Origin of the sequence: Duganella sp. BJB1802 (assembly GCF_013369445.1) — a bacterium.
In the GTDB taxonomy this organism is placed as follows: Bacteria; Pseudomonadota; Gammaproteobacteria; order Burkholderiales; family Burkholderiaceae_D; genus Rugamonas; species Rugamonas vulcania_A.
Map to the genome: position 1 here is coordinate 14,831 of NZ_JABWEF010000011.1, position 21,630 is coordinate 36,460.

Sequence of the window (21,630 nt, forward strand, 5' to 3'; positions counted from 1 at the left end):
GTCTATTGATCTGAAGCAGCAAAATCCTTGATGCAAATCAAAATCCTCATATGTCGCCCCCGTACAGCTGCCCGGCGCCGCGTACCGACGCCCGCAGCGCGGCGGCGGCCTGTTCGCGCATCCCCGCCTCGTAGGTGGCGACGGCCTGGTCCAGCGTTGCCGCGCCGCCCGCCGCGCCAGCCAGCTGCGTCGCCAGCAAAGCGGCATCCAGGAAGGCCGTATTGCATCCCAGGCCGCTGGCCGGGCTCATCGTGTGCACCGCATCGCCCAGCGCCGTCACCCTGCCCTGGGGCCAGGCTTGCGGCGGCGGCGACTGCCGCACCGGCAGCATGGTGAGCATTCCCGGCGGCGTGGCGGCAAACACGGCGCGCAATCCCGGCGCCCAGCCAGCGCTGAGATCGGCGATGCGGCGCCGCGCATCGGCCTCGCGCGACATCATCCCGGCGGAGACGCCCAGCCGCTGCCGGCGGCCGATCAAGGCCCAGTAGAGGTAGTCCTCCACCGGGCTGAGGCCGCCGCTCCCGGCCGGCGGGAACCGCATGGGATCGATGACCATGGCCAGCTGGCTGTCGAAGATCACCGAAGTGCCGCCGCGCAGCGCATCGGCGATCGACAGGCTGGCGCCATCGGCCTTCCCGTAGATGCAGACCACGTCGGCATCCAGGCCGCGCATCGCCGGAAAGCACTGCGCGGCGACGCGGGAATTGCTGCCATCCGCGCCGACCAGCAAGTCGGCCCGATAGGCCGAACCGTCGGCGAAGTCGAACGACACGCCATCGCCGCCATGCCGGACCACACCGCGCAGCTCCTTGTTGAAGTGGACGTGCTCGGCGATCCCGCACATCAGCACCTCGCGCAGCGTGTGGCGATTGGCCTTGAGATCGGCCGGTCCCGGCTCCTCGGAGCGCCAGGCATCGTTCCAGCGTGCCACGCCGTTCAACTGCACGTCCAGCGCCTGGGGCGGATTGAGCTCCGCCCCGCAGCTTGCCTCGAACAAGGCGAACAGCTCCGGCGGCAGGCAGCGCCCCAAGGCCGCCTGGCCGTCGCCGTTGATGCGGATGCGATAGCCTTGCGAGCGGCTGTCGAGCGCCGCGTCGCGCTCGAACACGGCGAAGGCGACGCCGTGCTTTTTCAATCCCTGCGCCAGGCACAAGCCTCCAAGGCCCGCGCCGATAATGGCGACCTGAAACTCTTGCATGATTTCCCTTTCTGATGACGAAGAGCCTCAGTATTGGACAATTCACGCTTGCAGTGATAACGTTGTTTAGTCTAAAAATAACGAATTTGAGCCATGCCGAAAAATCACAGCGAACGCCTCGACGGTCCGGACCTGATCGTGCTGTGGGGCGACGCCGGCCCGGAGCGCGAGTTCCAGCTCGGCACGCGGGAATACGACTGGCATCGCCACCGGCGCGGCCAGGTCTTTTGCGTGGAGAGTGGCTTGGTGCACGTACGAACCGCCTCCGGCTCATGGCTGCTGCCGCCGCAACGCGCGGGCTGGCTGCCGCCGGGCGAGCTGCACAAGGTCAGCGTCAGCGGCGCGATGAGCGGCTGGACCGTGCTGCTCACGCCCGCCGCCAGCAAGCACTTGCCGCCGCAGCCGACCGTCATCGGCGTGACCGAGATCATGCGCGCGCTGGTGCGGCAAGCCGCCACTTGGGCGGAACAAACGGCGCTGACACCGCCGCAAAAGCGCATCCTGTCGGTGCTGCTGGACGAATTGCAGCAGCAGCCGCAAGCGGCCCTGCACCTGCCGATGCCGCAGGACCGGCGCCTGCTGCGCATCACGGCGGCATTGGCCGCGACGCCGGCGGACGGCCGCGGCCTGGCCGAATGGGCGGCATGGGCGGGCCTGTCCCCGCGCAGCATGAGTCGCCTGTTCCGCAGCGAGACCGGATGCAGCTTCGGCCAATGGCGCCAGCAATTCCTGCTGTCGATCGCGCTGGAGCGCCTGGCGCAAGGCGAATCGGTGAACGCCGTGTCCGACGCACTAGGCTACGCCACGACCAGCAATTTCATCGCCATGTTCAAGCGCCACTTCGGCGCATCGCCGGCGCGCTACTTCCGGAACTGAGCGCCAGCGCCGCACCGGGAGCGGCGGATACTCAACGGCGAACGGCTTCCGCCTGCTGCGCCGTGATCCTGGCCGCCACGGTGACGCGCGCGCTGCGCTTGCGCCACCACACCAGCACACCGGTCACGGACAGCGTCGCCACGACCAGCCCCATCACCGAAATCAGCACGCGACCCGGTATGCCGAGTATGCGGCCCGAATGCAGCGGGAACTGGGCCTGCACGAAGATATCGGCCGCCGTGCCCTTCCACGGTTGACGCTCGCCCAGCAGCGCACCGCTGCGGCTGTCGTAGTAGAGCTGCCGGGGGCCCACGCCGCCGGCGCCATGCTCGTCCTCCGGCTGGAAGAAGGCCACCGAGTAAATCCCGTACTCGCGCGCATACGACACACTGCCGGCCGGTTCGCGCCAACCGCGCCGCACCGCCTCCGGCCCCGCCTTCGCCAGCACGTCGGCGTAGGTCAGCGCGGGCGCCGGCGATTTTTCCGGCGCGGTCGGCGTACGCGCATCGAAGGGCGACGGCGTCACGTCGGACACCAGCGACATCACCGGAAAGAACACCTCCCGGTACAGGTTCAAGGAGAACGCCGTGAAAGCGATGGTGATCAGCAGCAGCCAGGTCCACAAACTGAGCGCGCGGTGCAGATCGAAATTGAGCTTGGTGCCGCCGGCGCCAAAGCGGATCAACCACGCCGGCCGCCAGCGCTGCCCCCAGCTCCTGGACTGCGGGCCAACCGCCACCACCGCGCGCCGCCGCACCGGCAGCGTGAGGTAGAAGCCGACAAAGCTGTCCACCGTCCAGATCATCGCGATGCCGCCCATCAGCCACAGGCCCCAACGGTCGATGCCCCACATCTGCGGAATATGCAGCGTGTAGTGCAGCTGGTACAGGAAGGACACGAAGGTCTCGCGCGTGATCGGCCACGCCGCGCCCCATTTGCGCACACCCAGCTCCGCACCGGTGACGGGATCGACGAACACCTGGTTGTACGGCGCCGGATACAGCCCGCCGGTGGCCGGGTTCACGCGCGGCTCCACGTAGAAGGCCAGCGAGTGGCCCGGCTCCGCCGCCAACGGCACCGACAGCACCTGCATTTGCGGATGGCGCGCCTCCACCGCGCGCGCCAGTTGCAGCGCGGGCTGCGCGGGACCGACACCTGCGGCATCGGTCAGGTGCGGGTTAAGCAGTTCATCCAGCTCGTGGTCCCAGGAGATCACGGCGCCGGTGATGCCGCTGATGAAAAGGAATCCGGCGATCGTCAGTCCGGCCCAGCGATGCAGCAATGTAGCGATTCGACGCATTAGTTCACAACCTGTAAAGGATCAATCAATGGAGGGCTCTCCTGCCTGGCGATGCGGCGCAACGCGCCCATTTCGCCGAGCAGCATGGTCGCGCCCAGCGCGGCGCTCAGGCTGGCCGCTATCGCCATGCTGGCGATCAGCCCATCAAGCCCCCAGATCGGCGGCAGCACGAACAACAGCGGTATCAGGAGATATCCGTGCGGCGCCAGTACCAGCCAGGCGGCCTTGCGGCTACGCTCGGCCGCCTGCAGCGCCACCACCGCGACCATGTGAAAGCCAAACAGGCAAAAGCCCAGGTGGAACACGCGGCATGCCGTCACCGCCAACTGCCGCACGGCCGGGTCGTCGGTGAACCACGCGACGATCCACGGCGCGAACGCAATCGCCAACGCCGAATAGACGATAGCGAAGGCGCTGCAGATGGCGAGCATCAGCCGCGTCGCCTGCAGGAAGCGGACGTGGTTTCCGCCGCCCCAGCTAAAGCCCAGCAAGGCCTGCGCGCCAAGGCAGAAGCCCACCAGCGGCAGGCTACCGCCGGTCAATATGCGCAGGCCGATGGCCACCGCCGCCACGGCCGTGTCGCCGTAGGCGGCGGCGTTCCGGTAGACCAGCGCAAAGGCCACCGCCGCCAACCCGGTCGACATGGCGGCCGGCACGCCCACCGACACCACTTGCCACAAGCCCCGCCAGTCGATCTTCACGTGGCGTAGCGCGACGTGGATCTTGCCTATCCGCTGGCGGAAGTAGACCGCGTAGGCCAGCAACGCCGCCGCGGCCGAGAGCAGCGTCGCCCACGCGGCACCGGCCACGCCCATCTCGAAGTGGAAGATCAGGATGGGATCGAGGATCACGTTCAGCGCGAAAGAGCCGATCAAGGTCCACATGCTGAAGCGCGTATTGCCTTCCGAGATGGCGATGAAGTCGCACAGCATCTGCAGCAGTATCAGCGGCGCGCTGTAGCAGAAGATGGTGGCGTAGACGGTCGATGCCGGCATGGCGTCGACCGTGGTGCCCATCGCCGCCAGCAGCACCGGCAGCAGCGGAATCAGCACCGCCGCAAGCGCGCAACCGGCGGCGGCCAGCAACACCATCACGGTGCTGGCGGTGCGGTTGGCCTGCTGCCCATCGCCCGCACCCAGCATGCGCGCCACGCAGCTGGCCACGCCCACGCCCGCGCCTTCGCCGATCGCGCCGAACACGATCAGCAACGGGAAGCAGATGCTGACCGCGGCGATGGCGTGGACGCCCAGCTGGCTGACGAAGAAGGCGTTCGCCAGTTGGTGCATCGCGTTCGCCGACAGGCCGATCACCGCCGGCAGCGCCAACGTGAACAGCAGGCGCTTGAGGTGCGGGGAATCCATGTCCGGCAAGGCGGCGCTGACGAAGCTCATTCAACTTCCTCCGCCACCACGCTATTGGCGTGGACAGGCCGCTGCGGCTTGGGCGCCAGCTTGTTCACCAGCGACAGCGCGATTTCATGCGAGCGTATCGCCAGCACCGACAGCAGCGTATCCGCCAGCCCGTGCGTGGTCTCGGACGAACCCTGGACGAAGATCGGCGCCTGCACGTGTGCGGGCGTGGCCAGCTGGTAGTGCCGGCCGATGCTGAAGCCATCCAGCTCATGCTCAAGTTCGGCCAGCAGCGAACGGCTGGTGTCGCGCAGATAGCCCGTTGCGCTGATCACGCGCTGGTAGCGCTGCTGGAGCGGCTGCGCGGCGCCGGCCTGCGCCAGGTTCAGTGTCACGCCATGTTCGTCGCACTGTACCTGCTCGATGGCGCAGGAACTGAGCATCCTCACCCGCGCCGTGCCTTCCACGCGCTGGGCGTACAGCATGGCGCTGATGCGTTCAATCAGGTCGCCGTCCACCACCGCGTAATTCGTATGGCGGAATTCGGCCAGCAGCGATAGCCGCACTTTCTGCGGCTGCCCGAAGAAGAAATCGGTGTAATCCGGATCGAAGATGTGGTTGATCGACGGCCCATCCTCCGACGGCTTGAGCGTCGAACCGCGCAGGATCAGGTCCACCTTGGCATTCGGATAGCGCGCAACCAGGTCGAGGAAAATCTCCGCCGCGCTCTGGCCTCCGCCCACCACCGCGAACGCATGTTCCCCTCCGACGTCGAGCGGATTGCGTTCGATCTCGCCCAGATAGCGCGACGAGTGAATGATGCGCGCATCGTTACGCTCCGCCAGGCACGGCGGCACGAAGGGCCTGCCGCCCGGCGCAAACACCAGGCTGCGGGTGCGGCGCTGGCGCTCGCGGCCTGCCGCATCGGCGGAATGCACGGTCAACGCGACCACGTCGCGGCCCTTGTACTCCGGCGCCACGCGTGTGACGCTCTCGCCGTAGTGGCAATGGGCGTCGAAATGCCCGGCGGTCCAGCGCAGGTAGTCGTTGAACTCGATCCGGCTCGGGAAGAAGGTCTTCTGGTTGATAAACGCTTCGAGCCGGTTATGCTGCCGCAGGTAGTTCACGAACGAATACGGGCTGGTTGGATCGCGCAAGGACACCAGGTCCTTCAGGAAGGATATCTGCATGTCGGTGCCGGGCAAGAGCATGTCGCCGTGCCAGGTGAACTGCGCCTGCCGCTCGATGAAGCAATGCGACAGCTCGCGGCCGCGCTCCAGCAGGATCTCGTCGAGCGCTATCGCCAGCGCCAGGTTGGACGGGCCGAAGCCCACGCCAACGATATCGTAGGTATTTGGTTCAGTGTACATGTGCGCTCCTCATGCTTTCGGGCTTGGATGCCACAAGCGGTTGCTGAAGAATTTTTCGCGCGTCAGCATCACCAGCGTCGCGCGCTTGTGCGGGAAGTCGAAGTCCTTGATGGCGGCGAAACCCGAGCGCTCCAGGTTGCGCACCTGTCGCTGGTGGCTGGCCGCAGGCTCGCCGACGATGCGCTGCGTGCGCGGCTCGTCCAGGAACATGTAGTGCATCAGCGATGGCAGCCAGGCGCTGATGAACTGTCCGCCGGAATAGGCCTCCTCGCCCACCAGCACGTGCCAGCCACGGTCGTAGTCATCGGCGGCGTAGTAGGGACCGAGACGATTCTCCTGTGCCCAATACACTTCCATGTAACCGAACGGCACGCGGTCGAATTCCGCGATCAGCGGCAGCATGTGCGGATCGGCCAGGCGGCCGCCCAGATAGGCGCGCTGGTAATCGAGGTCGCCCTCCTCCTGGAAGAACTGCGCCACGCGCGGGTCGTTCATCCACTTGTGCATGGTGTGCAGGTCCTGCTCGACGCTGGCGGCACGGAAGGCGATGCTCCGGTCCAGCCAGGGTATGAAGCGCTCGTACACATATCCCTGCGGCTTGGCGGGACGCTGCGGATGCCACCGTTCGCCGCTGCGCACATGGTTCTGCGGGTAGATGGCCGGCGCCTGCGGCAGCCAGGGTTGCGGTAGTTGCCAAAGCATGGCAGGCGACACGGTCAGCGACGGCCCGGCCTCGCGCGCGACGCCACTGCGCAGCAATTCAGCCTTGATCTCGGGCCATTCGCCTGCATGCAGACGCAGGGCATTCAAGTCCGCGCGGTTGGCGCTGATCGATTCCAGCGCCGCCAGCAAGGCCAGTTGCAGCAGCGCCGGCGGCTGCGGCGCGCCCGGTTTGCGGGCCAGCCAGCACTCGCCGCCCGCATCGATGTTCAATTCCAGCACCGGTTGCCCATTGAGGGTGACGGCCATCGCGGCGCCGGTGAGTGTGGCCTCCAGCGCGTGGCCGGACAGGATCGCGCTGCGGAATGGCGCGGCTTTTACGGTGTCGTTCATGCGTTATCCTTCTTCTGAATCATATGGAGGAATGGCTGGCACCGTGTTACCACACGTAGCGGGCTGTGAGTTGGGCCTGGCGGCGGGCGGCATAGTTGCAGGTGCCGTCCGTCGAGCAGTTACCCAGGTAGATCTTGTCGGTCAGGTTGCTGACGTTGAGCGCAAAGTCCCAGTGGCCGTGGCGGTAGCCAAACATCGCGTCGGCCAGCGTCACGCCGGGGTTTTCGAACGTGTTGGCATCGTCGCCGAAGGTCTTGCCGATGCGGCGCACGCCGGCGCCGGCGCGCCAGCCTTCGCCGATGGTGCGTTCCGCCCACGCGGCCACGTTCACACGCGGCACCAGCGACGGACGCTTGCCTTCGTTGCCGTCGTTGTTGCGGGTGATCTTCGCATCGAGCCCCGTCAGGGAACCGTTGACCTTCCAGTCGCGGCCCAGCTTTGCCTCGGCTTCCAGTTCCAGGCCGCGCACGCGCACCTCGCCGCGCTGGATCTGGGCGCCGACGCCTGTGTGCTCCGGGTCGGCCGTCAGCACATTGCTCTTGCGCAGATCGAACAACGCGGCCGTCAACAACGCCGGCCTGTCGACAGGCGCCCATTTGACGCCAAGCTCCACCTGCTTGCCCTTCTCCGGCTCGAAGTTTCGGCCATCGAAGGTCTGCCCCATCACGGGACGGAACGAGGTGGCGTAACTCAGGTAGGGCGATACGCCGTGCGGCGCCAGCCAGGTGAGGCCCAGGCGGCCGGTGGTCGCGTTGTCCTTCTGGCTGTTTTGCGCGGCGTTGAAGTAGTCGTCGTTGTCGATGCGACTGCGATCCCGGCGCAGGCCCGCCGTCAGCAGATACTGGCCGTTGAATTTCATCTGGTTCTGCGCGTAGACGCCGGTTTGGCTCAGGGTGCTGCGCTTGTCCTCGTACTTGTCGGCCGCGCCGATCGGTTGCCCGTAGACCGGCGCGATCACGTCCAGCGTTGGCGCCACGCTTAGGTAGTTCTGGCCTTCCTGCACGGCGCGGCTGTAGTCGACGCCCGCCACGAAGGTGTTGTCGATGCCGCCGAAACGGCTGTTCCATTCCACATTCTGGTCGGCCGCGAACACGCGGGCCTTCTGCTGCGACGAGAAGTTGGCGCGGTCGATGGTGCGTTCGTCGTCGTGCAGGCCGGTCATGTACAAGCTGTGATAGTCGACCTTTTCGGTGGCGTAGCGCAGGTTCTGGCGCACCTTCCACGCTGGCGAAAAGCGCTTCTCGAACACGTAGCCTATGCTGCGCTGTTCCGTCTTGAAGTGGTCGAGCCCCGGCTCGCCGACAAAGCGGTTGACCGGAATCCGGCCGAACAGCCCGGGCTTCTGCGTGCCGGTCGCGGGCAGGTAGAAGTTCGGCGGCACGTTGTCGTTTTGTAGATAGGCGAGCAGTGTCAGCGACGTGTCGGCGTCCGGGTGCCAGCTCAGCGACGGCGCGAAGTACTGCCGGTTGTCCTTGGTGTAGTCGACGGAACCCTTGGCTTCCCGCGCCAGCATGGTCGCGCGGTACAGCCACACGCCCTGCTCGTCCAGCGGCCCGCCGATATCGGCGGCGACCTGCTTGCGGTCGAAACCGCCGTAGCTGACTTCCACCTCCCGCAACCGCGATGCCGTCGGGCGCTTGCTGACAACGTTGACCATGCCGCCCACCTCGGCCTGGCCGTACAGGACGGAGCTTGGCCCGCGCAGCACTTCAACGCTTTCGAGTCCATACGGTTCCATCGTAAAGCCGGTGAAGCCGCGCGTGGGCAGGTTCACGCCATCGCGGAAGATGCCGTTCGAGCCGACTTCGAAGCCGCGTATCATGTACTGGTCGAAGCGCGGGTCCACGCCGTAGCTCTCCGTCTGCATGCCTGCGGTGTAGCGCAAAGCCTGGGGAATGCCGGGCGCCTTTTGCGCATCCAGCCGCTCGCGGCTCAGCACCGATATCGATTGCGGCACTTCGACGATGGGCGTGTCGCCCTTGCTGCCTACGCTGCTGCGTTTTGCGACGCCATCGGCTTCGCCTTGCACGACCACGGTCGACAGGGTTGTCTCGGACGGCGCGGCGTCGCTCGCGACTGCGCTCATGTGATAGCCGCCCATCAGCAGCATGGTGCCGGCGACGGCGCGAGCCAATGGTTTCAGGTCCTGCTTGTTCAACTGGTGTCGCATCGGGTATAGCCTTCTTCTCAATGTGTGAATGATTCGTTGACGCTTTGCGCAAAGCTCTGGTGGAACCGCGGGTCGGCGATGATGCTCAGGTGCGTGCTGCCGGGGATGGCGTGGACGCGCTCCACGCGGCTCGATTGCTTGCGCCAGTCGATCACGTTCATCCCGCGCAGCAGCGAGTCCTCCGCGATCCAGGCGTGGATGCGGCAGTCGAGCGGCTCCAGCGTGTAGTCGCGGAAGACCAGCGCGTTTTCCATCAGCGTCCAGAAGATGTGCTCACGGCTGCCGATGTCCGGGCCGTCCAGCGGCAGCGTTTCCGGGCTGTTGTTCACGTAATGCAGGAACTGCGTGTAGACGGTGGCGTCCATGCGGCCCAGCAGTTGCAGCCAGCGTTCGCGCATGGCGCTGGCGGAGAGCCAGGCGTCGATATCGTTTTGCAGGCGTTGGCGCAGGGCCGGCTCCAGCGGCTTTTCGCCACCGACCGCGAACTCCGCATCGAGCGCGCAGACGTCCAGCATGCCGACGAAGCGCACGTCGACGCTGTCGCCCAGCATGCGCGCCGCCTCGTAGGCCAGGATGCCGCCCCACGACCAGCCCAGCAGCATCACCGGCTGGCCGGCGCTCTGGCTGCGGATATGGTCGGCGTAGCGCGCCGCCAACGCGGATACAGGCAGCGGCTCGCCATCGCCGCCGGACAGCGAGTGGCAGATAAAGCCGGTCGCCGGCTGGTCCGGGCCGAGATGGTTCACCAAGGCCGTGTATTCCAGGGTGCTGACCAGCAGGCCGGGGAAGCAGTACAGCATAGGCTTGCCGCCGCCGCGCTGGAGGCACACCACTTCGCTGCCGGCCAGTTCATGGTTGCCGAGCGCGCGCGCCAGGCTGGCGATATCCGGGTAGTTAAACAGGTCGACGATGCCCATGCCGTGGTCCGGGAGCAGCCTGTCCAGCATCGTCAGCACGCGCAGCGCGCTGAGCGAATCGCCGCCCAGTTCGAAGAAATTGTCGGTCGCGCCGATCCGCTGCAGCTGCAGTACCTCCTGCCAGATCGCCACCAGTTGGCGTTCGATGTCCGACGACGGCGCCACCACTTCGCGCCGTTCCTGCGTTGGCAGCGGCAAGGCCTTGCGGTCGATTTTTCCGTTCGGCGTCAGCGGCAGGCTGTCGAGCATGACGATGGCGGAGGGCACCATGTAGTCGGGCAGCTGTGCCGCCAGTTGATGGCGCAGCGCGGCGCCGTCGATGGCGCTATCCGCATCGGCCACCGCGTAGCCTGTGAGCTTGGCGCCCTGCGGCGTCTGGTGCAGCACGACCACGGCTTCGCGCACCGAAGGCAACTTGCCAAGCGCCGCTTCGATCTCTCCCAGTTCGATGCGGAAGCCGCGCACCTTGACCTGCTGATCGAGGCGGCCCAGGTATTCGATGATGCCGTCGGCGCGCCAGCGCACCTGGTCGCCGGTACGGTACATGCGTCCGCCGTCGACCGCGAACGGATCGGGAATGAAGCGGTCGGCGGTGGCGGCGGCCTGGCCGTGGTAGCCGCGCGCCAGGCATGCGCCGCCGATGTGCAGTTCTCCGGCCACACCGGGCGGCACGGGATTGAGGTCGGCATCGAGCACATACGCCCTCCGCGGGCCCACTACGCGGCCTATCGGCGCATAGGCGCCTTCAAAGCTGGCGCCGGCCGTGGTCTTCCACGCCAACGGCGAGATCACCGTCTCCGTCGGGCCGTAGCCGTTGATCAGGCATTCCGGCGCCAGGGCGCGCTTGAGCTGTTCGAATGTGGCGCGCGGCATGCCCTCGCCGCCGAACGACAGCAGGCGCAGGGACGCGGCATCGCTGCGGCCATCGGCCCATTCGGCCAGCTGCTGCACGTAGCTGGTCGGGAAGCCGGCGTTGTTGACGCGGTGTTGGCGCATGGCCGCGTGGGTTTCGGCCGCGCTCCAAAGCGCGTCGCCACGCAGCACGACGCAGCCGCCCACGATCAACGGCACGATCCATCGCTCGTGCGCGCCGTCGAAGCTGATCGACAGGAAGTGCAGCTCGCGCGATGCGGCGTTCATTTCGTACAGTTCCGCCGTGGCCTGGCAATGCAGCGACAATGGCCCGTGCGCGACCGCCACGCCTTTCGGCCTCCCGGTCGAACCGGAGGTGTAGATGATGTACGCCATCTGCATCGGCGAAACATGAAGATCCGGCGCAGTCTCGGAGTGCCGCGACAGGTCGAGCGTATCGACGGCGATTGCGGGCACCGGCAAGCGATCCTGCAACGCGCGTTGAGTCAACAGGCAAAACACATCGGCATCGCCGAGGATGTACTCAATGCGCTCCTGCGGATAGGCCGGGTCGATGGGCACCAGCGCGCCGCCGGCCTTGAACACGGCCAGCAAGGTGACGATCATGTCGACGCCGCGCTCCAGCGCCACACCGACACGGGTCTCCGCCCCAACACCGATCGAGATCAGGTAATGCGCCAGACGGTTGGCCGCCGCGTGCATGGCCGCGTGGCTGAGCGTATCGCTGCGGCACACCAGCGCCTCATCCCGCCCGTGCAACGGCAACTGCTGTTCCATCAGCTGATGCACCGGGACGGGCGCGTACATGGCCGCCGGCCACGGAGCGCTCAACCGGGCCAGCGCCTGCGCATCCACCAACCGAAGCTGATCGATCCTGGCCTGTGGCGCGGACAGCGCCTGCGCCAGCAACGACAGTAGCCGCTCCAGCAAAGCCTCGGCGGTCGACGCATCGAAAAGCTCGGCAGCATACGCCAGCGACAGCACATGACGGCCGCCGGCGCGCTCGGTCACCCGCAGCAGCAGGTCGACGCGCAGCGCCTGGTCCTCATCCATGCGGACAGAGACTTCGCCGGCCTGGCGGCGCTGACGGCGCAACGCGAAGCCAACTTGGAACGGCAGTTCGTGCTTTTGGAAGCCGTCCGCATTGAGCCGCTCCAGCAGCTTATCGAACGGCAGCGCGGCGTGCGCCAGATTGGCTGCATCTTCCGTTCGTATCGCATCGAGCAAGGCCGCGAAGCTCACGCCACCGTCCACCGTGAGATTGGAGACGAGGATGTTCTCGAATGGACCGACAACGCCATTCATGTCCACCGGGCGGCCCTCGTCGAAGGTCGCCATGCGTACGCAAGTTTGCATGGTGTGGCGATACAGCAGGACGGCGAACGCCGTCCGCAGGACCTGCGCCGGCTGCGCGCCATTCGCCACGCAGAAGGCGGCCAATGCGGCGGACAGCGGCGCGTCCAGTTCAACCCCGACTTGCGCATCGGCGCAGGTACGAGCCGCCGTGCGCGGGCGGTCCAGCGGCAGGACCAGCGGCGCCGAACCATCGGCCAACCGGGACAGCCAATAGTCGTAGTCGGCGGCCATTGCGCCGCTGCTCAAGCGCTCCAGCTGCCGCCTGGTGTGCTGATGAAATCCTCGCGGCGCGAGCGGCGGCAAGGCATCGCCTGCGATGCAGCGCAGGAGCTCATCGACGAGTATCTCAGCGGAAGCCGCATCGACCAGCATGCGATGCACCGCCAGCGTCAGCGTCGAACCGTCCAGCCATGCCTTCAGGCCGGGCTGGCTCTCCAGGTCGAACTCCTGGCGCTGGCACCAACCGGCGTAACTCCCTTCACGCTCCAGCAGCAACGGCGCCGCGCCGCCCGGCCGCTGCTCGATATCCCCCCACGCCAGGCGGTGAAAAGTGGTCCGCAGAATCGCGTGGCGCGCCTGCAAAACGCTCAGGCCATGCGCGATCGACGCCCGGTCCGGCGACTTCGGCCAGCGCAGTTCGATACGTATGTGCAGGCGCTGCGTGGTCTGGCTCAACTGGCTCAGGAACCACAGGCTGCGCTGGGCCGGCGATACCAGTTCGACGGCCGCGTCCTGCGGCAGCTTGTCACCCATGGCGAGGCTCCTTGCCGGACAGCGCCACCCGCAGATTGTACTCGCGCTGATCCAGCCAGACGCTGTCGATATGCCTCAGGCACTGCTCGCGGTTGGCACGGAATCCCGCCGTCCGCCATCCACCAGGCACGGCCCACTGCGCAGGCCATACCGAATATTGCCCCTCCGCGTTGACCACCACTTCGTAAAACCGCTCCTGCCCCATGCCCGCTCCCGATCCGCCGGACGCCAGCATTCCCCTGGTGTCAAGCAGACAAAATTAACAATAAACAAATCAACGCGAATGATAATGACTATCATTTAGATTTGCAATTGTATTCTGGTATGGCACTGCTGGAAGAAGGGGAATACGGACTCGAACGGTCCAAAAATAGCTGTGCCACGTGGCGCCGGTCGGGCGGCGTCGACGCGGCACAAGGGACAATCAGAACTTGGTGAAGCGGCTTTCGTCGATCTCGTGCACCGCGCTGCTCATCGGGTTGAACCCTTGGGCGCCGCCATGGCGCCGGCTCTCGCGCGGCGCGACCGGTTGGCGCTTCGCCGCGGGAGTCGGCCGTCCACTGGTTTCGAGCTTGAAGAAGGACATCGCCGATTGCAGCTGTTCGGCCTGGCCGCTCATCTCCTCGGCGGTGGCGGCCAGCTCTTCCGAACTGGACGCGTTCTGCTGCGTGGTCTGGCTCAGTTGGCCCACCGCACTGTTGATCTGTCCAACGCCCGCCGACTGCTCTTCCGACGCGGCGGTGATCTCCTGCACCAGATCCGACGTCCTGCGGATATTCGGCACCATCTGGTCGAGCAGGCGGCCGGCCTTCTCCGCCAGGTCGACGCTGCTGGTGGCCACATGCTCGATTTCCTGCGCGGCCAGCTGGCTGCGCTCGGCCAGCTTGCGCACCTCGGCCGCGACCACCGCGAAGCCCTTGCCATGGTCGCCCGCGCGCGCCGCCTCGATGGCCGCGTTCAGCGCCAGCAGATTGGTCTGGTAGGCGATGTCGTCGATGATCTGGATCTTCTTGGCGATCTGCTGCATCGCCGCCACCGTGGCGCGCACCGCGTCGCCGCCTTCGACCGCCTCCTTGGCCGCCTGGCTGGCCATGCCGTCGGTGATCTTGGCGTTCTCGGTATTGGCCGAGATCGACGCCGTCATCTGCTCGATCGAGGCGCTGGTTTGCTCGGTGCCGGCGGCCTGTTCGCTGGCGGCCTGCGACAAGGTCTGCGCCGTCGCGCTGATTTCCTCGGAGGCGCTGGCCAAGGCCTCGGCACTACCGTTGACCTCGGTCACCACCTGCGCCAGCTTGTAGACCGTGTTGTTGCAGAACTCCTTGAGCTCGCCAAACGAGCCGGCGTAGTTCTTGTCGATGCTGACGCGCAGGTCGCCCTCGGACATCGCGCCCATCACCCGCACCACGTCGTCGATGCTGGCGCCGGTTGTGGTGACGAGGTTGTTCAAGCCTTCGCCCATCTCCCTCTGATAGCCCTGCAGCCCGGCCACGTCGATGCGGTTGCTGAAATCGCCCGCATTGGCGGCTTCGACCACGCGACGCTGGCCTTCGATCACTTGCTTCAGCTTGGCGGTCATGTGGTTGACGTAGTCCTTCAGCTCGCCGAACGCCCCCTCGTAGGGCTTGTCGATGCTCTTCGACAGGTCGCCCTCGGACATCGCGCCCATCACCCGCACCACATCGTCGATGCTGGCGCCGGTGGTTTGCATCAGCATGTTCAGGCCGTCCGCCATGTCCTTCTGGAAGCCTTGCAGTTCCGTGGTGCCGATACGCATGGAGAAATTGCCGCGATTTGCGGACTCCACCATGCCGCGCTGGCTGTCGATCATCTCGCGCAGCTTCATGATCATGTGCTTCATCGCCGACAGCAGCTGGCCGGTCTCGTCGGTCGATTTGACTTCGATGTTCAGGTTCAAATCGCCGCGCGCCAGCGTTTCGGCCGCCGCCACCGCCTGGCCGATCGGCCGCGTGATGCTCAGCGTGATGTAGATGCCGGCCGCGATGGTCAGCACCACGATCACCGCCAGCGTCTCGAGCACCTTGACCTGGGCGGCGGCGCTGACCTCGCTCATCACCTGGTCGGAATGCTTGAGGGTGGCCTCGGTCTTCTCGCGCAGGCTGGCGAGCGCGGCGTTGATCGGCTTGTCGGCGCCGGCCACTGCCTTGTCGAGCTCGTTCGGATTGTCGGTCTTGGCGCGCAGGGCGACCAGGGTGGCCATGTCTTTGCGGTAGGCGGCCGCGCCTTCGCTCAGCTGGCCCAGGAGTTTTTCCTCGTCCGGCGTGACGAAACCGGTGGCCTTGTAGTCGCGCAGCGTGTGGTCGACATCAACCATGTCGGCTTCGAATTTCTTGTCGTAGTCGCCGCCGCGCAGGATGTAGTTCTTGAAGTGGTGGATACCGGCGCCCAGGGCGTTGGAACCATTGTTGATCGCGCTGCGCTTGGCCAGCGCATCGTCCTTGATGGTCCTCCACTGCTCGTTCATGGCAGAGGTTTCATGGACGGCGATCCAGCCTAGTGCGACGGACAGCAGGGTCAGAAGAAAGAACGCCAGTCCCAAGCGAATACCAACTTTCAAATTGGATAACATTTCTGCCTCCCGATCGATGGTGATCAACTATTTTTATTTGCAGCGCATCAATAGTTCCGAAGCTGATACTACCTCCAATCGACTTGCATTTGATATCTTTCCCGGCAGATTTACTGAAAGTGTGGCGTCAGGCACTCTCCGGCATTTTCGCGATCAGCTTGTCGAGCGTGAGCGGGTAGTCGCGCACGCGCACGCCGGTGGCGTTGTAGACCGCGTTGGCGATCGCCGCGGCCACGCCGCAGATGCCCAGTTCGCCAACGCCCTTGGCCTTCATCGGCGATGACACCGGGTCGGTCTCGTCGAGGAAGATCACCTGCTGGTGCGGAATGTCGGCGTGCGACGGCACCTCGTAGCCGGCCAGGTCGTGGTTGACGAAGAAGCCACCGCGCTTGTCCACCACCAGTTGCTCCATCAGCGCCGCGCCCGCGCCCATGGTCATGGCGCCGATCACCTGGCTGCGCGCCGATTTCGGGTTGAGGATGCGGCCGGCCGCGCACACCGCCAGCATGCGCCGGATGCGCGTCTCGCCGGTGGCGGCGTCGACCGCGACCTCGACGAAGTGGGCGCCGAAGGTGGATTGCTGGAACTTCTTGTCCAGGTCGCCGTATTCCATGAAGTCCTCGGCCACCAGCACGCCGTCGGCGGCGGCCTGCGCCAGCGGCGCCGAACCCGCCCGCTGACGACGCCATCGGCGAACACGGCCTCGTCTGAATAAGCCCAGCTTTTGCGCCACCGTAACCGCGCGCAGCGCCGCACCGAACCGCGTACACGCCCGCCGTCGAGCTGTTGCCGCCCCACTGCCCGCCCGAGCCGGACGAGACCGGGAAGTCCGAATCGCCCAGCTTGACCACCACCCGCGCCAGCGGCACGCCCATCATCTCGGCGGCGGTCTGGGCGATGATGGTGTAGCTGCCGGTGCCGATGTCGGTCATGTCGGTTTCCACCGTGACCACGCCGGCGCGGTCCAGCCGCACGCGGGCCGCCGACTTGGTCACCAGGTTGTTGCGGAAGGCGGCGGCCACGCTATACCGATCAGCCACGGGCCGTCGCGCATCTGGCCGGGCCGCGCGCTGCGCCTCCAGCCGAACTGGTCGGCGCCGGTGCGCAGGCACTCCACCAGCCGCCGCTGCGAAAACTTGCGCTCCTTTTTGGCGGGATCGGAGGTGGTGTCGTTGATGATGCGGAAGGTGACCGGGTCCATCTTGAGCTTCTCTGCCATCTCGTCCATCGCGATCTCCAGCGCCATCAGGCCCGGCGCCTCGCCCGGCGCGCGCATCGCGTTGCCCTCGGGCAGATCGAGCACGGCCAGCCTCATCCGGGTCATGCGGTGGGCGCCCGCGTACAGCAGCTTGGTCTGCTGCACCGCCGTCTCCGGCTTGCCGCCGGGCTGGTCGCCGGACCAGCTCTCGTGGCCGATGGCGCTGATCCGCCCCTCGCGGCCGGCGCCGATGCGGATGCGCTGTATCGTGGCCGGCCGGTGCGTGGTGTTGTTGAACATCAGCGGCCGTTGCAGCGCCACCTTGACCGGTCGCCGCGCCGCCCGGGCGCCCAGCGCCGCCAGCAGCGCCTCCGCGCGCACGAACAGCTTGCCGCCGAAACCGCCGCCGGTGTAGGGCGAGATCAGGCGCACCTTGTCCTTGGGGATGCCCAGCGTCCTGGCCAGGTCGCCCTTGCCCCAATCGATCATCTGGTTGGCGGTCCAGACGGTGAGCTGGCCGCTGGCCTCGTCCCACGCGGCCATCGACGCGTGCGGCTCCATCATCGCGTGGGCCTGGTCGGGCGTGGTGTAGCTGGCGTCCAGCCGCACCGGGGCGGCCGCGTAGGCGCGCTCGAAGTCACCGGTGCGGGTGTCCGCGTTGTCCTTGCCGGATGGCGCTGTCGCCTGGTCCTTGGCGGCGGCCAGGTCGTAGGCGCCCTTTTCCGCCGTATAGCTCACACGCACCAGTTGCGCGGCGGCGCGCGCCTGCTCGAACGTCTCCGCCACCACCAGCGCCACGGCCTGGTGGTAGTGCTGGATGTCCGGTCCGCCCAGCAGCTTGGCGGTGTTCATTTTTCCCTTGCCCAGCTTGCCCGCGTTCTCGGCCGTGACGATGGCGATCACGCCCGGCGCGCGCCTGGCCTCGTCCAGCGACATCGCGGCGATGCGCCCCTTGGCGATGGCGGAACCGACCACGTAGCCATACGCGGCGTTGGGCGCGGCCGCGTGCTGCTCGTAGGCATAGGGCGCACTGCCGCTGGTCTTGAGGGGACCGTCGATGCGGTCGGTAGGCTTGCCGACCACCTTGAGCTGGTCGATGGGATTGGTGGTGGCGGGCTTGGTGAATTTCATCGCATTAGGCTTTCTGCGCTTGCGTCAGCACGGCATGCAGCGTGCGCTGCACCAGCGTGAGCTTGAACGCGTTGTCTGGCGTGGTCTGGGCGCCGGCCAGTAGTTGCTCGGCCACCGCCTTGGCGCCTTGCGGCATGCTGGCGTCGGCGGCCGGCATGCGCCACGGCTTGTAGGCGACCCCGCCCAGCGCCACCCTGCCCGTGCCGTCCGGCTGCACCACCGCCGCCACGGACACCAGCGCGAACGCGTACGAAGCGCGGTCGCGGACCTTGCGGTAGATGTGCGTGCCGCCCAGCGGCGCGGGCAGCGTCACGGCGGTGATCAGTTCGCCGGGCATCAACGCGTGTTCGATCTGCGGCGTGGTGCCGGGCGGCCGGTGGAAGTCGGCGATCGGAATGCTGCGCGCGGAGCCGTCCGGGCGCACCGTCTCGACGCTGGCGTCGAGCAGCTGCATGGCCACCGCCATATCGCTGGGATGCGTGGCGATGCAGGCCGTGCTGGCGCCCAGCACGGCGTGGTTGCGGCTGTGGCCAGCTATGGCCGAACAGCCGCTGCCCGGCGCGCGCTTGTTGCACGGCTGGTTGGTGTCGTAGAAGTACGGGCAGCGGGTGCGTTGCAACAGGTTGCCGGCGGTCGTGGCCCGGTTGCGCAGCTGGGCCGATGCCCCGGCCAGCAAGGCGCGCGACAGCACCGCATAATCGCGCCGCACGCGCGGGTCGGCGGCCAGGTCGGTGTTGCGCACCAGCGCGCCGATGCGCAGGCCGCCCTGGCCTGTGGCCTCGATCTTGTCCAGGCCGAGGCCGTTCACGTCGATCAGGTGGGCCGGGGTTTCGATCTCCAGCTTCATCAGGTCAAGCAGGTTGGTGCCCCCGGCGATGAATTTGGCGCCCGGCGTGCTGGCCGCGGCGGCGGCGGCGGCCGCCGTCGGCGACGTCGCGCGTTGATAGCTGAACACTTTCATGCCGTCCTCCCCGCGACCTCGGCGATGGCGTCGATGATGTTGGAATAGGCGCCGCAGCGGCACAGATTGCCGCTCATGCGTTCGCGCAGCTCCTCCGCGTTCAGCAGCGGCTTGGCGTTCAGGTCCGCGCTGGCGTGGCTGGGGATGCCTTGTTTGATTTCATCGAGCACCGCCACCGCCGAACAGATCTGTCCCGGGGTGCAGTAGCCGCACTGGTAGCCGTCGTGCTTGATGAAGGCCGCCTGCATCGGATGCAGCTTGTCCTTGCTGCCCAGTCCCTCGATGGTGGTCACCTGGGCGCCGTCGTGCATCACCGCCAGCGTCAGGCAGGAGTTGAGCCGGCGGCCGTCGACGATGACGGTGCAGGCGCCGCACTGGCCGTGGTCGCAGCCCTTCTTGGTGCCGGTCAGGTGCAGATGCTCGCGCAGTGCGTCCAGCAGCGTGGTGCGGGTGTCGAGGTCGAGATGTTCGGCCTTGCCGTTCACCTTCAGCGATACGCCGGCATGGATAGGCGCCGGACTGGCGGCCGGCTGGGCGTCGGCCATCGAGGGCACGGCGGCGGCCGTGGCGGACAGGGCGCCCGCGATCAACAGATCGCGCCGCGCGTGGTTGATGTCGCTGAAGTCGTTCATGGGCTTGCGTCTCCGGGGGGCGTATCGGCGACCTCGATGATAGGCCGCCCCCCGCGAACGAACTGTACGTTCGTTCACACAGCGGCTACAAAGCCCGCACCTCTTCCTCGGTGAAGCCGGCCTTCAGGCGGGCGTCGATATTGAACGGGCCGCGCGGCGTGGGCGCCTTGTAGCGCACGGCCAGCTCAGCGTAGGTGGCGCGCGGCTCCAGGCCGCGTTGCTGGCACAGGTAGTTGTACCAGCGGTTGCCGATCTCCACGTGGCCGATCTCGTCGCGCAGGATGATGTCGAGGATGGCCGCCGCGTCGCGGTCGCCCGCCTGGGCCAGCTTGGCGCGCAGCGGCGGGATCGCGTCCAGCCCGCGCGCCTCGAGCGTGCGCGGCACCAGGGCCATGCGGGCCAGCACGTCCTCCGTGGTCTTGCCGACCATTTCCCACAGGCTGTCGTGGGCCGGGAAGTCGCCGTAGCGATACCCCAGCGTTTCCAGATGGGCCGCCAGCATCGCGAAATGCGTGGCCTCCTCGGCGGCCACGCGCAGCCAGTCGATGTAGTACTCCAGCGGCAGATCGGGGAAGCGCCACAGCGCGTCCAGCGCCAGATTGACCGCGTTGAATTCGATGTGCGCCAGCGCGTGGATCAGCATGGCCCGGCCCTCCACCGTGGCCATCGAGCGCCGCCCGACCGACAGCGGCGGCACCAGGTCCGGCTTGTCCGGACGGCCCGGGATGGCGCCGGCCGGCACGATGGCGCCTGCCGGGTCCAGCCCGCAATCGCCCGCGCGCGATGCTGCCGCCATGGCCGCCACCGCCGTCACTTTCATGGCGGGATCGTTCTCCAGCAGGCAATGCAGCGCGTAGGCGCGCAACTCGGTTGGGCTCGACATGGTGTTCCTTGAAGCTTTGAAAAGGACGCAGTGTAGCAAATGCGGCGGCTAGCTGACCGCCGGCTCCAGTAAAGTCAAGGTTTGCTGTTCGGTGTCCAGGCGGGCGCGCAGGCCGACGGGCAGCGTGAACTGATGGCGAATGTGGCCGAAGGAATAGCCGGCCACGGCGGGCCGTGTCAGCGGCAGCAGGTGCTGGTCGACCGTATCGTCCAGCGACAGCGCGCTCTCGCCGTCGGCGCCTTCGCAGTTTTCAAAGATGCCCAGCATGACGGCGGCGGCGTTGCGGTAGCCTTGGCTGAGCTGTAGTTGCGTCATCATGCGGTCGATGCGGTAGGGTTCCTCGTTGACTTCCTCCAGGTAGAGGATGGCGTCCTTGAAGTCGGCCGCGTACGGCGTGCCCGCCAGCGCGGCGACCAGCGACAGGTTGCCGCCGATGAGCCTTCCGGTGGCGACGCCGCCATGCACGGTGCGCGGCGGCGGATTGTCGGCGGACATGGCGATGGTGTAGTTCTCCTGCGGCGACATCAGCACGCTGCGCATCTGCGCCACCGAGTAGTCCGAAAAGGTGGACGAGCCCACCGGGCCGTGGAACGTAACCAGTCCGCATTGTTTGAGCAGCGCCAGGTGCAGGCAGGTGATGTCCGAGTAACCGATCAGCACTTTCGGATGCGCGCGGAGCAGCCGGTAGTCGATATGCTCCAGCAGCGAGATGCAGCCGGAACCGCCGCGCACCGCCCACACCGCCTTGATCTCGGGATCGCGGAACATCGCATGCAGGTCGGCCAGCCGCTGCTCGACCGTGCCGGCGTAATTGCCGTAGACGTAGTTGATGTTGTCGCCCAAACGCACCCGCAGTCCGAGCGACTCGATATTGGCGACGGCCTCGGCCAGCGCGGCGTCGTTGGTGTGGCCGGCAGGCGCGATCAGGCCGACCAGGTCGCCCGGCTGCAAGCGCGGTGGTTTGATCAGTCGCATCGCCTTCCTGCGAGGCGGCGGATCGCCGGCGCCTGCCCTAGCGCGGCG

General features: G+C 66.8%; 15 protein-coding genes and 1 pseudogene. 1 reads left to right on the forward strand and 15 read right to left on the reverse strand.

Features of this window, described 5'->3' with window-relative positions:
- Window positions 1–46 precede the first annotated feature (46 nt).
- On the reverse strand, window positions 47–1,198 hold the full coding sequence (locus tag HUX88_RS17710) for an NAD(P)/FAD-dependent oxidoreductase (RefSeq protein WP_176362739.1): 1,152 nt from the start codon (window positions 1,196–1,198) through the stop codon (window positions 47–49).
- Window positions 1,199–1,291: 93 nt separating this feature from the next.
- Here HUX88_RS17710 and HUX88_RS17715 point away from each other — a divergent pair, with 93 nt between their 5' ends.
- Window positions 1,292–2,074 carry a helix-turn-helix domain-containing protein gene (locus HUX88_RS17715; protein WP_176362627.1) on the forward strand — a complete coding sequence of 261 codons (783 nt, stop codon included), beginning with the start codon at window positions 1,292–1,294 and terminating at the stop codon, window positions 2,072–2,074.
- Between the two features lie 31 nt (window positions 2,075–2,105).
- Here the strand turns inward: HUX88_RS17715 and HUX88_RS17720 are convergent, their stop codons facing one another.
- The 14 genes and pseudogenes from HUX88_RS17720 to HUX88_RS17785 all read right to left on the reverse strand — a co-directional run bounded on the left by HUX88_RS17720 (window position 2,106) and on the right by HUX88_RS17785 (window position 21,582).
- Entirely contained in the window at window positions 2,106–3,374 is a 1,269-nt protein-coding gene (locus HUX88_RS17720; protein WP_176362628.1) for a PepSY domain-containing protein, read from the reverse strand.
- Window positions 3,374–4,765 carry an MATE family efflux transporter gene (locus HUX88_RS17725; protein WP_176362629.1) on the reverse strand — a complete coding sequence of 464 codons (1,392 nt, stop codon included), beginning with the start codon at window positions 4,763–4,765 and terminating at the stop codon, window positions 3,374–3,376. The genes HUX88_RS17720 and HUX88_RS17725 overlap by 1 nt, the downstream gene beginning before the upstream one ends.
- The gene (locus HUX88_RS17730) at window positions 4,762–6,093 is read right to left on the reverse strand and encodes a lysine N(6)-hydroxylase/L-ornithine N(5)-oxygenase family protein (protein ID WP_176362630.1); all 1,332 of its coding nucleotides are present in this window, start codon (window positions 6,091–6,093) and stop codon (window positions 4,762–4,764) included. The genes HUX88_RS17725 and HUX88_RS17730 overlap by 4 nt, the downstream gene beginning before the upstream one ends.
- A gap of 9 nt (window positions 6,094–6,102) precedes the next feature.
- The gene (locus HUX88_RS17735; protein WP_217916363.1) at window positions 6,103–7,146 is read right to left on the reverse strand and encodes a GNAT family N-acetyltransferase; all 1,044 of its coding nucleotides are present in this window, start codon (window positions 7,144–7,146) and stop codon (window positions 6,103–6,105) included.
- Between the two features lie 46 nt (window positions 7,147–7,192).
- Entirely contained in the window at window positions 7,193–9,316 is a 2,124-nt protein-coding gene (locus HUX88_RS17740; RefSeq protein ID WP_176362631.1) for a TonB-dependent siderophore receptor, read from the reverse strand.
- Between the two features lie 17 nt (window positions 9,317–9,333).
- Complete coding sequence (locus HUX88_RS17745) at window positions 9,334–13,215, reverse strand: non-ribosomal peptide synthetase (protein ID WP_176362632.1); 3,882 nt, start codon at window positions 13,213–13,215, stop codon at window positions 9,334–9,336.
- Window positions 13,208–13,450: an MbtH family protein gene (locus HUX88_RS17750; RefSeq protein ID WP_199538823.1), complete on the reverse strand. Its 243-nt coding sequence runs from the start codon at window positions 13,448–13,450 to the stop codon at window positions 13,208–13,210. Before HUX88_RS17750 ends, HUX88_RS17745 begins: the two co-directional genes overlap by 8 nt.
- A gap of 189 nt (window positions 13,451–13,639) precedes the next feature.
- Complete coding sequence (locus HUX88_RS17755; RefSeq protein WP_217916364.1) at window positions 13,640–15,802, reverse strand: methyl-accepting chemotaxis protein; 2,163 nt, start codon at window positions 15,800–15,802, stop codon at window positions 13,640–13,642.
- A gap of 127 nt (window positions 15,803–15,929) precedes the next feature.
- Window positions 15,930–16,842, reverse strand: a pseudogene (locus HUX88_RS33120) (molybdopterin cofactor-binding domain-containing protein).
- A complete protein-coding gene (locus HUX88_RS33130) occupies window positions 16,794–18,131 on the reverse strand; it encodes a xanthine dehydrogenase family protein molybdopterin-binding subunit (RefSeq protein ID WP_308937134.1) in 1,338 nt (445 codons plus the stop codon). The pseudogene HUX88_RS33120 and the gene HUX88_RS33130 overlap by 49 nt, the downstream one beginning before the upstream one ends.
- A 4-nt stretch (window positions 18,132–18,135) precedes the next feature.
- On the reverse strand, window positions 18,136–19,092 hold the full coding sequence (locus HUX88_RS17770; protein WP_176362633.1) for a xanthine dehydrogenase family protein subunit M: 957 nt from the start codon (window positions 19,090–19,092) through the stop codon (window positions 18,136–18,138).
- The gene (gene paoA, locus HUX88_RS17775; protein ID WP_176362634.1) at window positions 19,089–19,724 is read right to left on the reverse strand and encodes an aldehyde dehydrogenase iron-sulfur subunit PaoA; all 636 of its coding nucleotides are present in this window, start codon (window positions 19,722–19,724) and stop codon (window positions 19,089–19,091) included. Before paoA ends, HUX88_RS17770 begins: the two co-directional genes overlap by 4 nt.
- An 85-nt stretch (window positions 19,725–19,809) precedes the next feature.
- Window positions 19,810–20,607: a ferritin-like domain-containing protein gene (locus HUX88_RS17780; RefSeq protein WP_176362635.1), complete on the reverse strand. Its 798-nt coding sequence runs from the start codon at window positions 20,605–20,607 to the stop codon at window positions 19,810–19,812.
- A gap of 48 nt (window positions 20,608–20,655) precedes the next feature.
- Window positions 20,656–21,582 (reverse strand): LD-carboxypeptidase, encoded by a 927-nt coding sequence (locus HUX88_RS17785; RefSeq protein WP_176362636.1) that lies wholly within the window; start codon window positions 21,580–21,582, stop codon window positions 20,656–20,658.
- Window positions 21,583–21,630: the final 48 nt, after the last annotated feature.

Excerpts from the sequence above, each read along its gene's own strand:
- HUX88_RS17780 (WP_176362635.1), bottom strand. The coding sequence starts at position 20,607 with ATGTCGAGCCCAACCGAGTTGCGCGCCTACGCGCTGCATTGCCTGCTG.
- HUX88_RS17715 (WP_176362627.1), top strand. The coding sequence starts at position 1,292 with ATGCCGAAAAATCACAGCGAACGCCTCGACGGTCCGGACCTGATCGTG.
- HUX88_RS17750 (WP_199538823.1), bottom strand. The coding sequence starts at position 13,450 with ATGCTGGCGTCCGGCGGATCGGGAGCGGGCATGGGGCAGGAGCGGTTT.
- HUX88_RS17720 (WP_176362628.1), bottom strand. The coding sequence starts at position 3,374 with ATGCGTCGAATCGCTACATTGCTGCATCGCTGGGCCGGACTGACGATC.
- HUX88_RS17710 (WP_176362739.1), bottom strand. The coding sequence starts at position 1,198 with ATGCAAGAGTTTCAGGTCGCCATTATCGGCGCGGGCCTTGGAGGCTTG.
- HUX88_RS17735 (WP_217916363.1), bottom strand. The coding sequence starts at position 7,146 with ATGAACGACACCGTAAAAGCCGCGCCATTCCGCAGCGCGATCCTGTCC.
- HUX88_RS17755 (WP_217916364.1), bottom strand. The coding sequence starts at position 15,802 with ATGTTATCCAATTTGAAAGTTGGTATTCGCTTGGGACTGGCGTTCTTT.
- paoA (WP_176362634.1), bottom strand. The coding sequence starts at position 19,724 with ATGAACGACTTCAGCGACATCAACCACGCGCGGCGCGATCTGTTGATC.
- HUX88_RS17725 (WP_176362629.1), bottom strand. The coding sequence starts at position 4,765 with ATGAGCTTCGTCAGCGCCGCCTTGCCGGACATGGATTCCCCGCACCTC.
- HUX88_RS17785 (WP_176362636.1), bottom strand. The coding sequence starts at position 21,582 with ATGCGACTGATCAAACCACCGCGCTTGCAGCCGGGCGACCTGGTCGGC.
- HUX88_RS33130 (WP_308937134.1), bottom strand. The coding sequence starts at position 18,131 with ATGAAATTCACCAAGCCCGCCACCACCAATCCCATCGACCAGCTCAAG.
- HUX88_RS17770 (WP_176362633.1), bottom strand. The coding sequence starts at position 19,092 with ATGAAAGTGTTCAGCTATCAACGCGCGACGTCGCCGACGGCGGCCGCC.
- HUX88_RS17740 (WP_176362631.1), bottom strand. The coding sequence starts at position 9,316 with ATGCGACACCAGTTGAACAAGCAGGACCTGAAACCATTGGCTCGCGCC.
- HUX88_RS17730 (WP_176362630.1), bottom strand. The coding sequence starts at position 6,093 with ATGTACACTGAACCAAATACCTACGATATCGTTGGCGTGGGCTTCGGC.
- HUX88_RS17745 (WP_176362632.1), bottom strand. The coding sequence starts at position 13,215 with ATGGGTGACAAGCTGCCGCAGGACGCGGCCGTCGAACTGGTATCGCCG.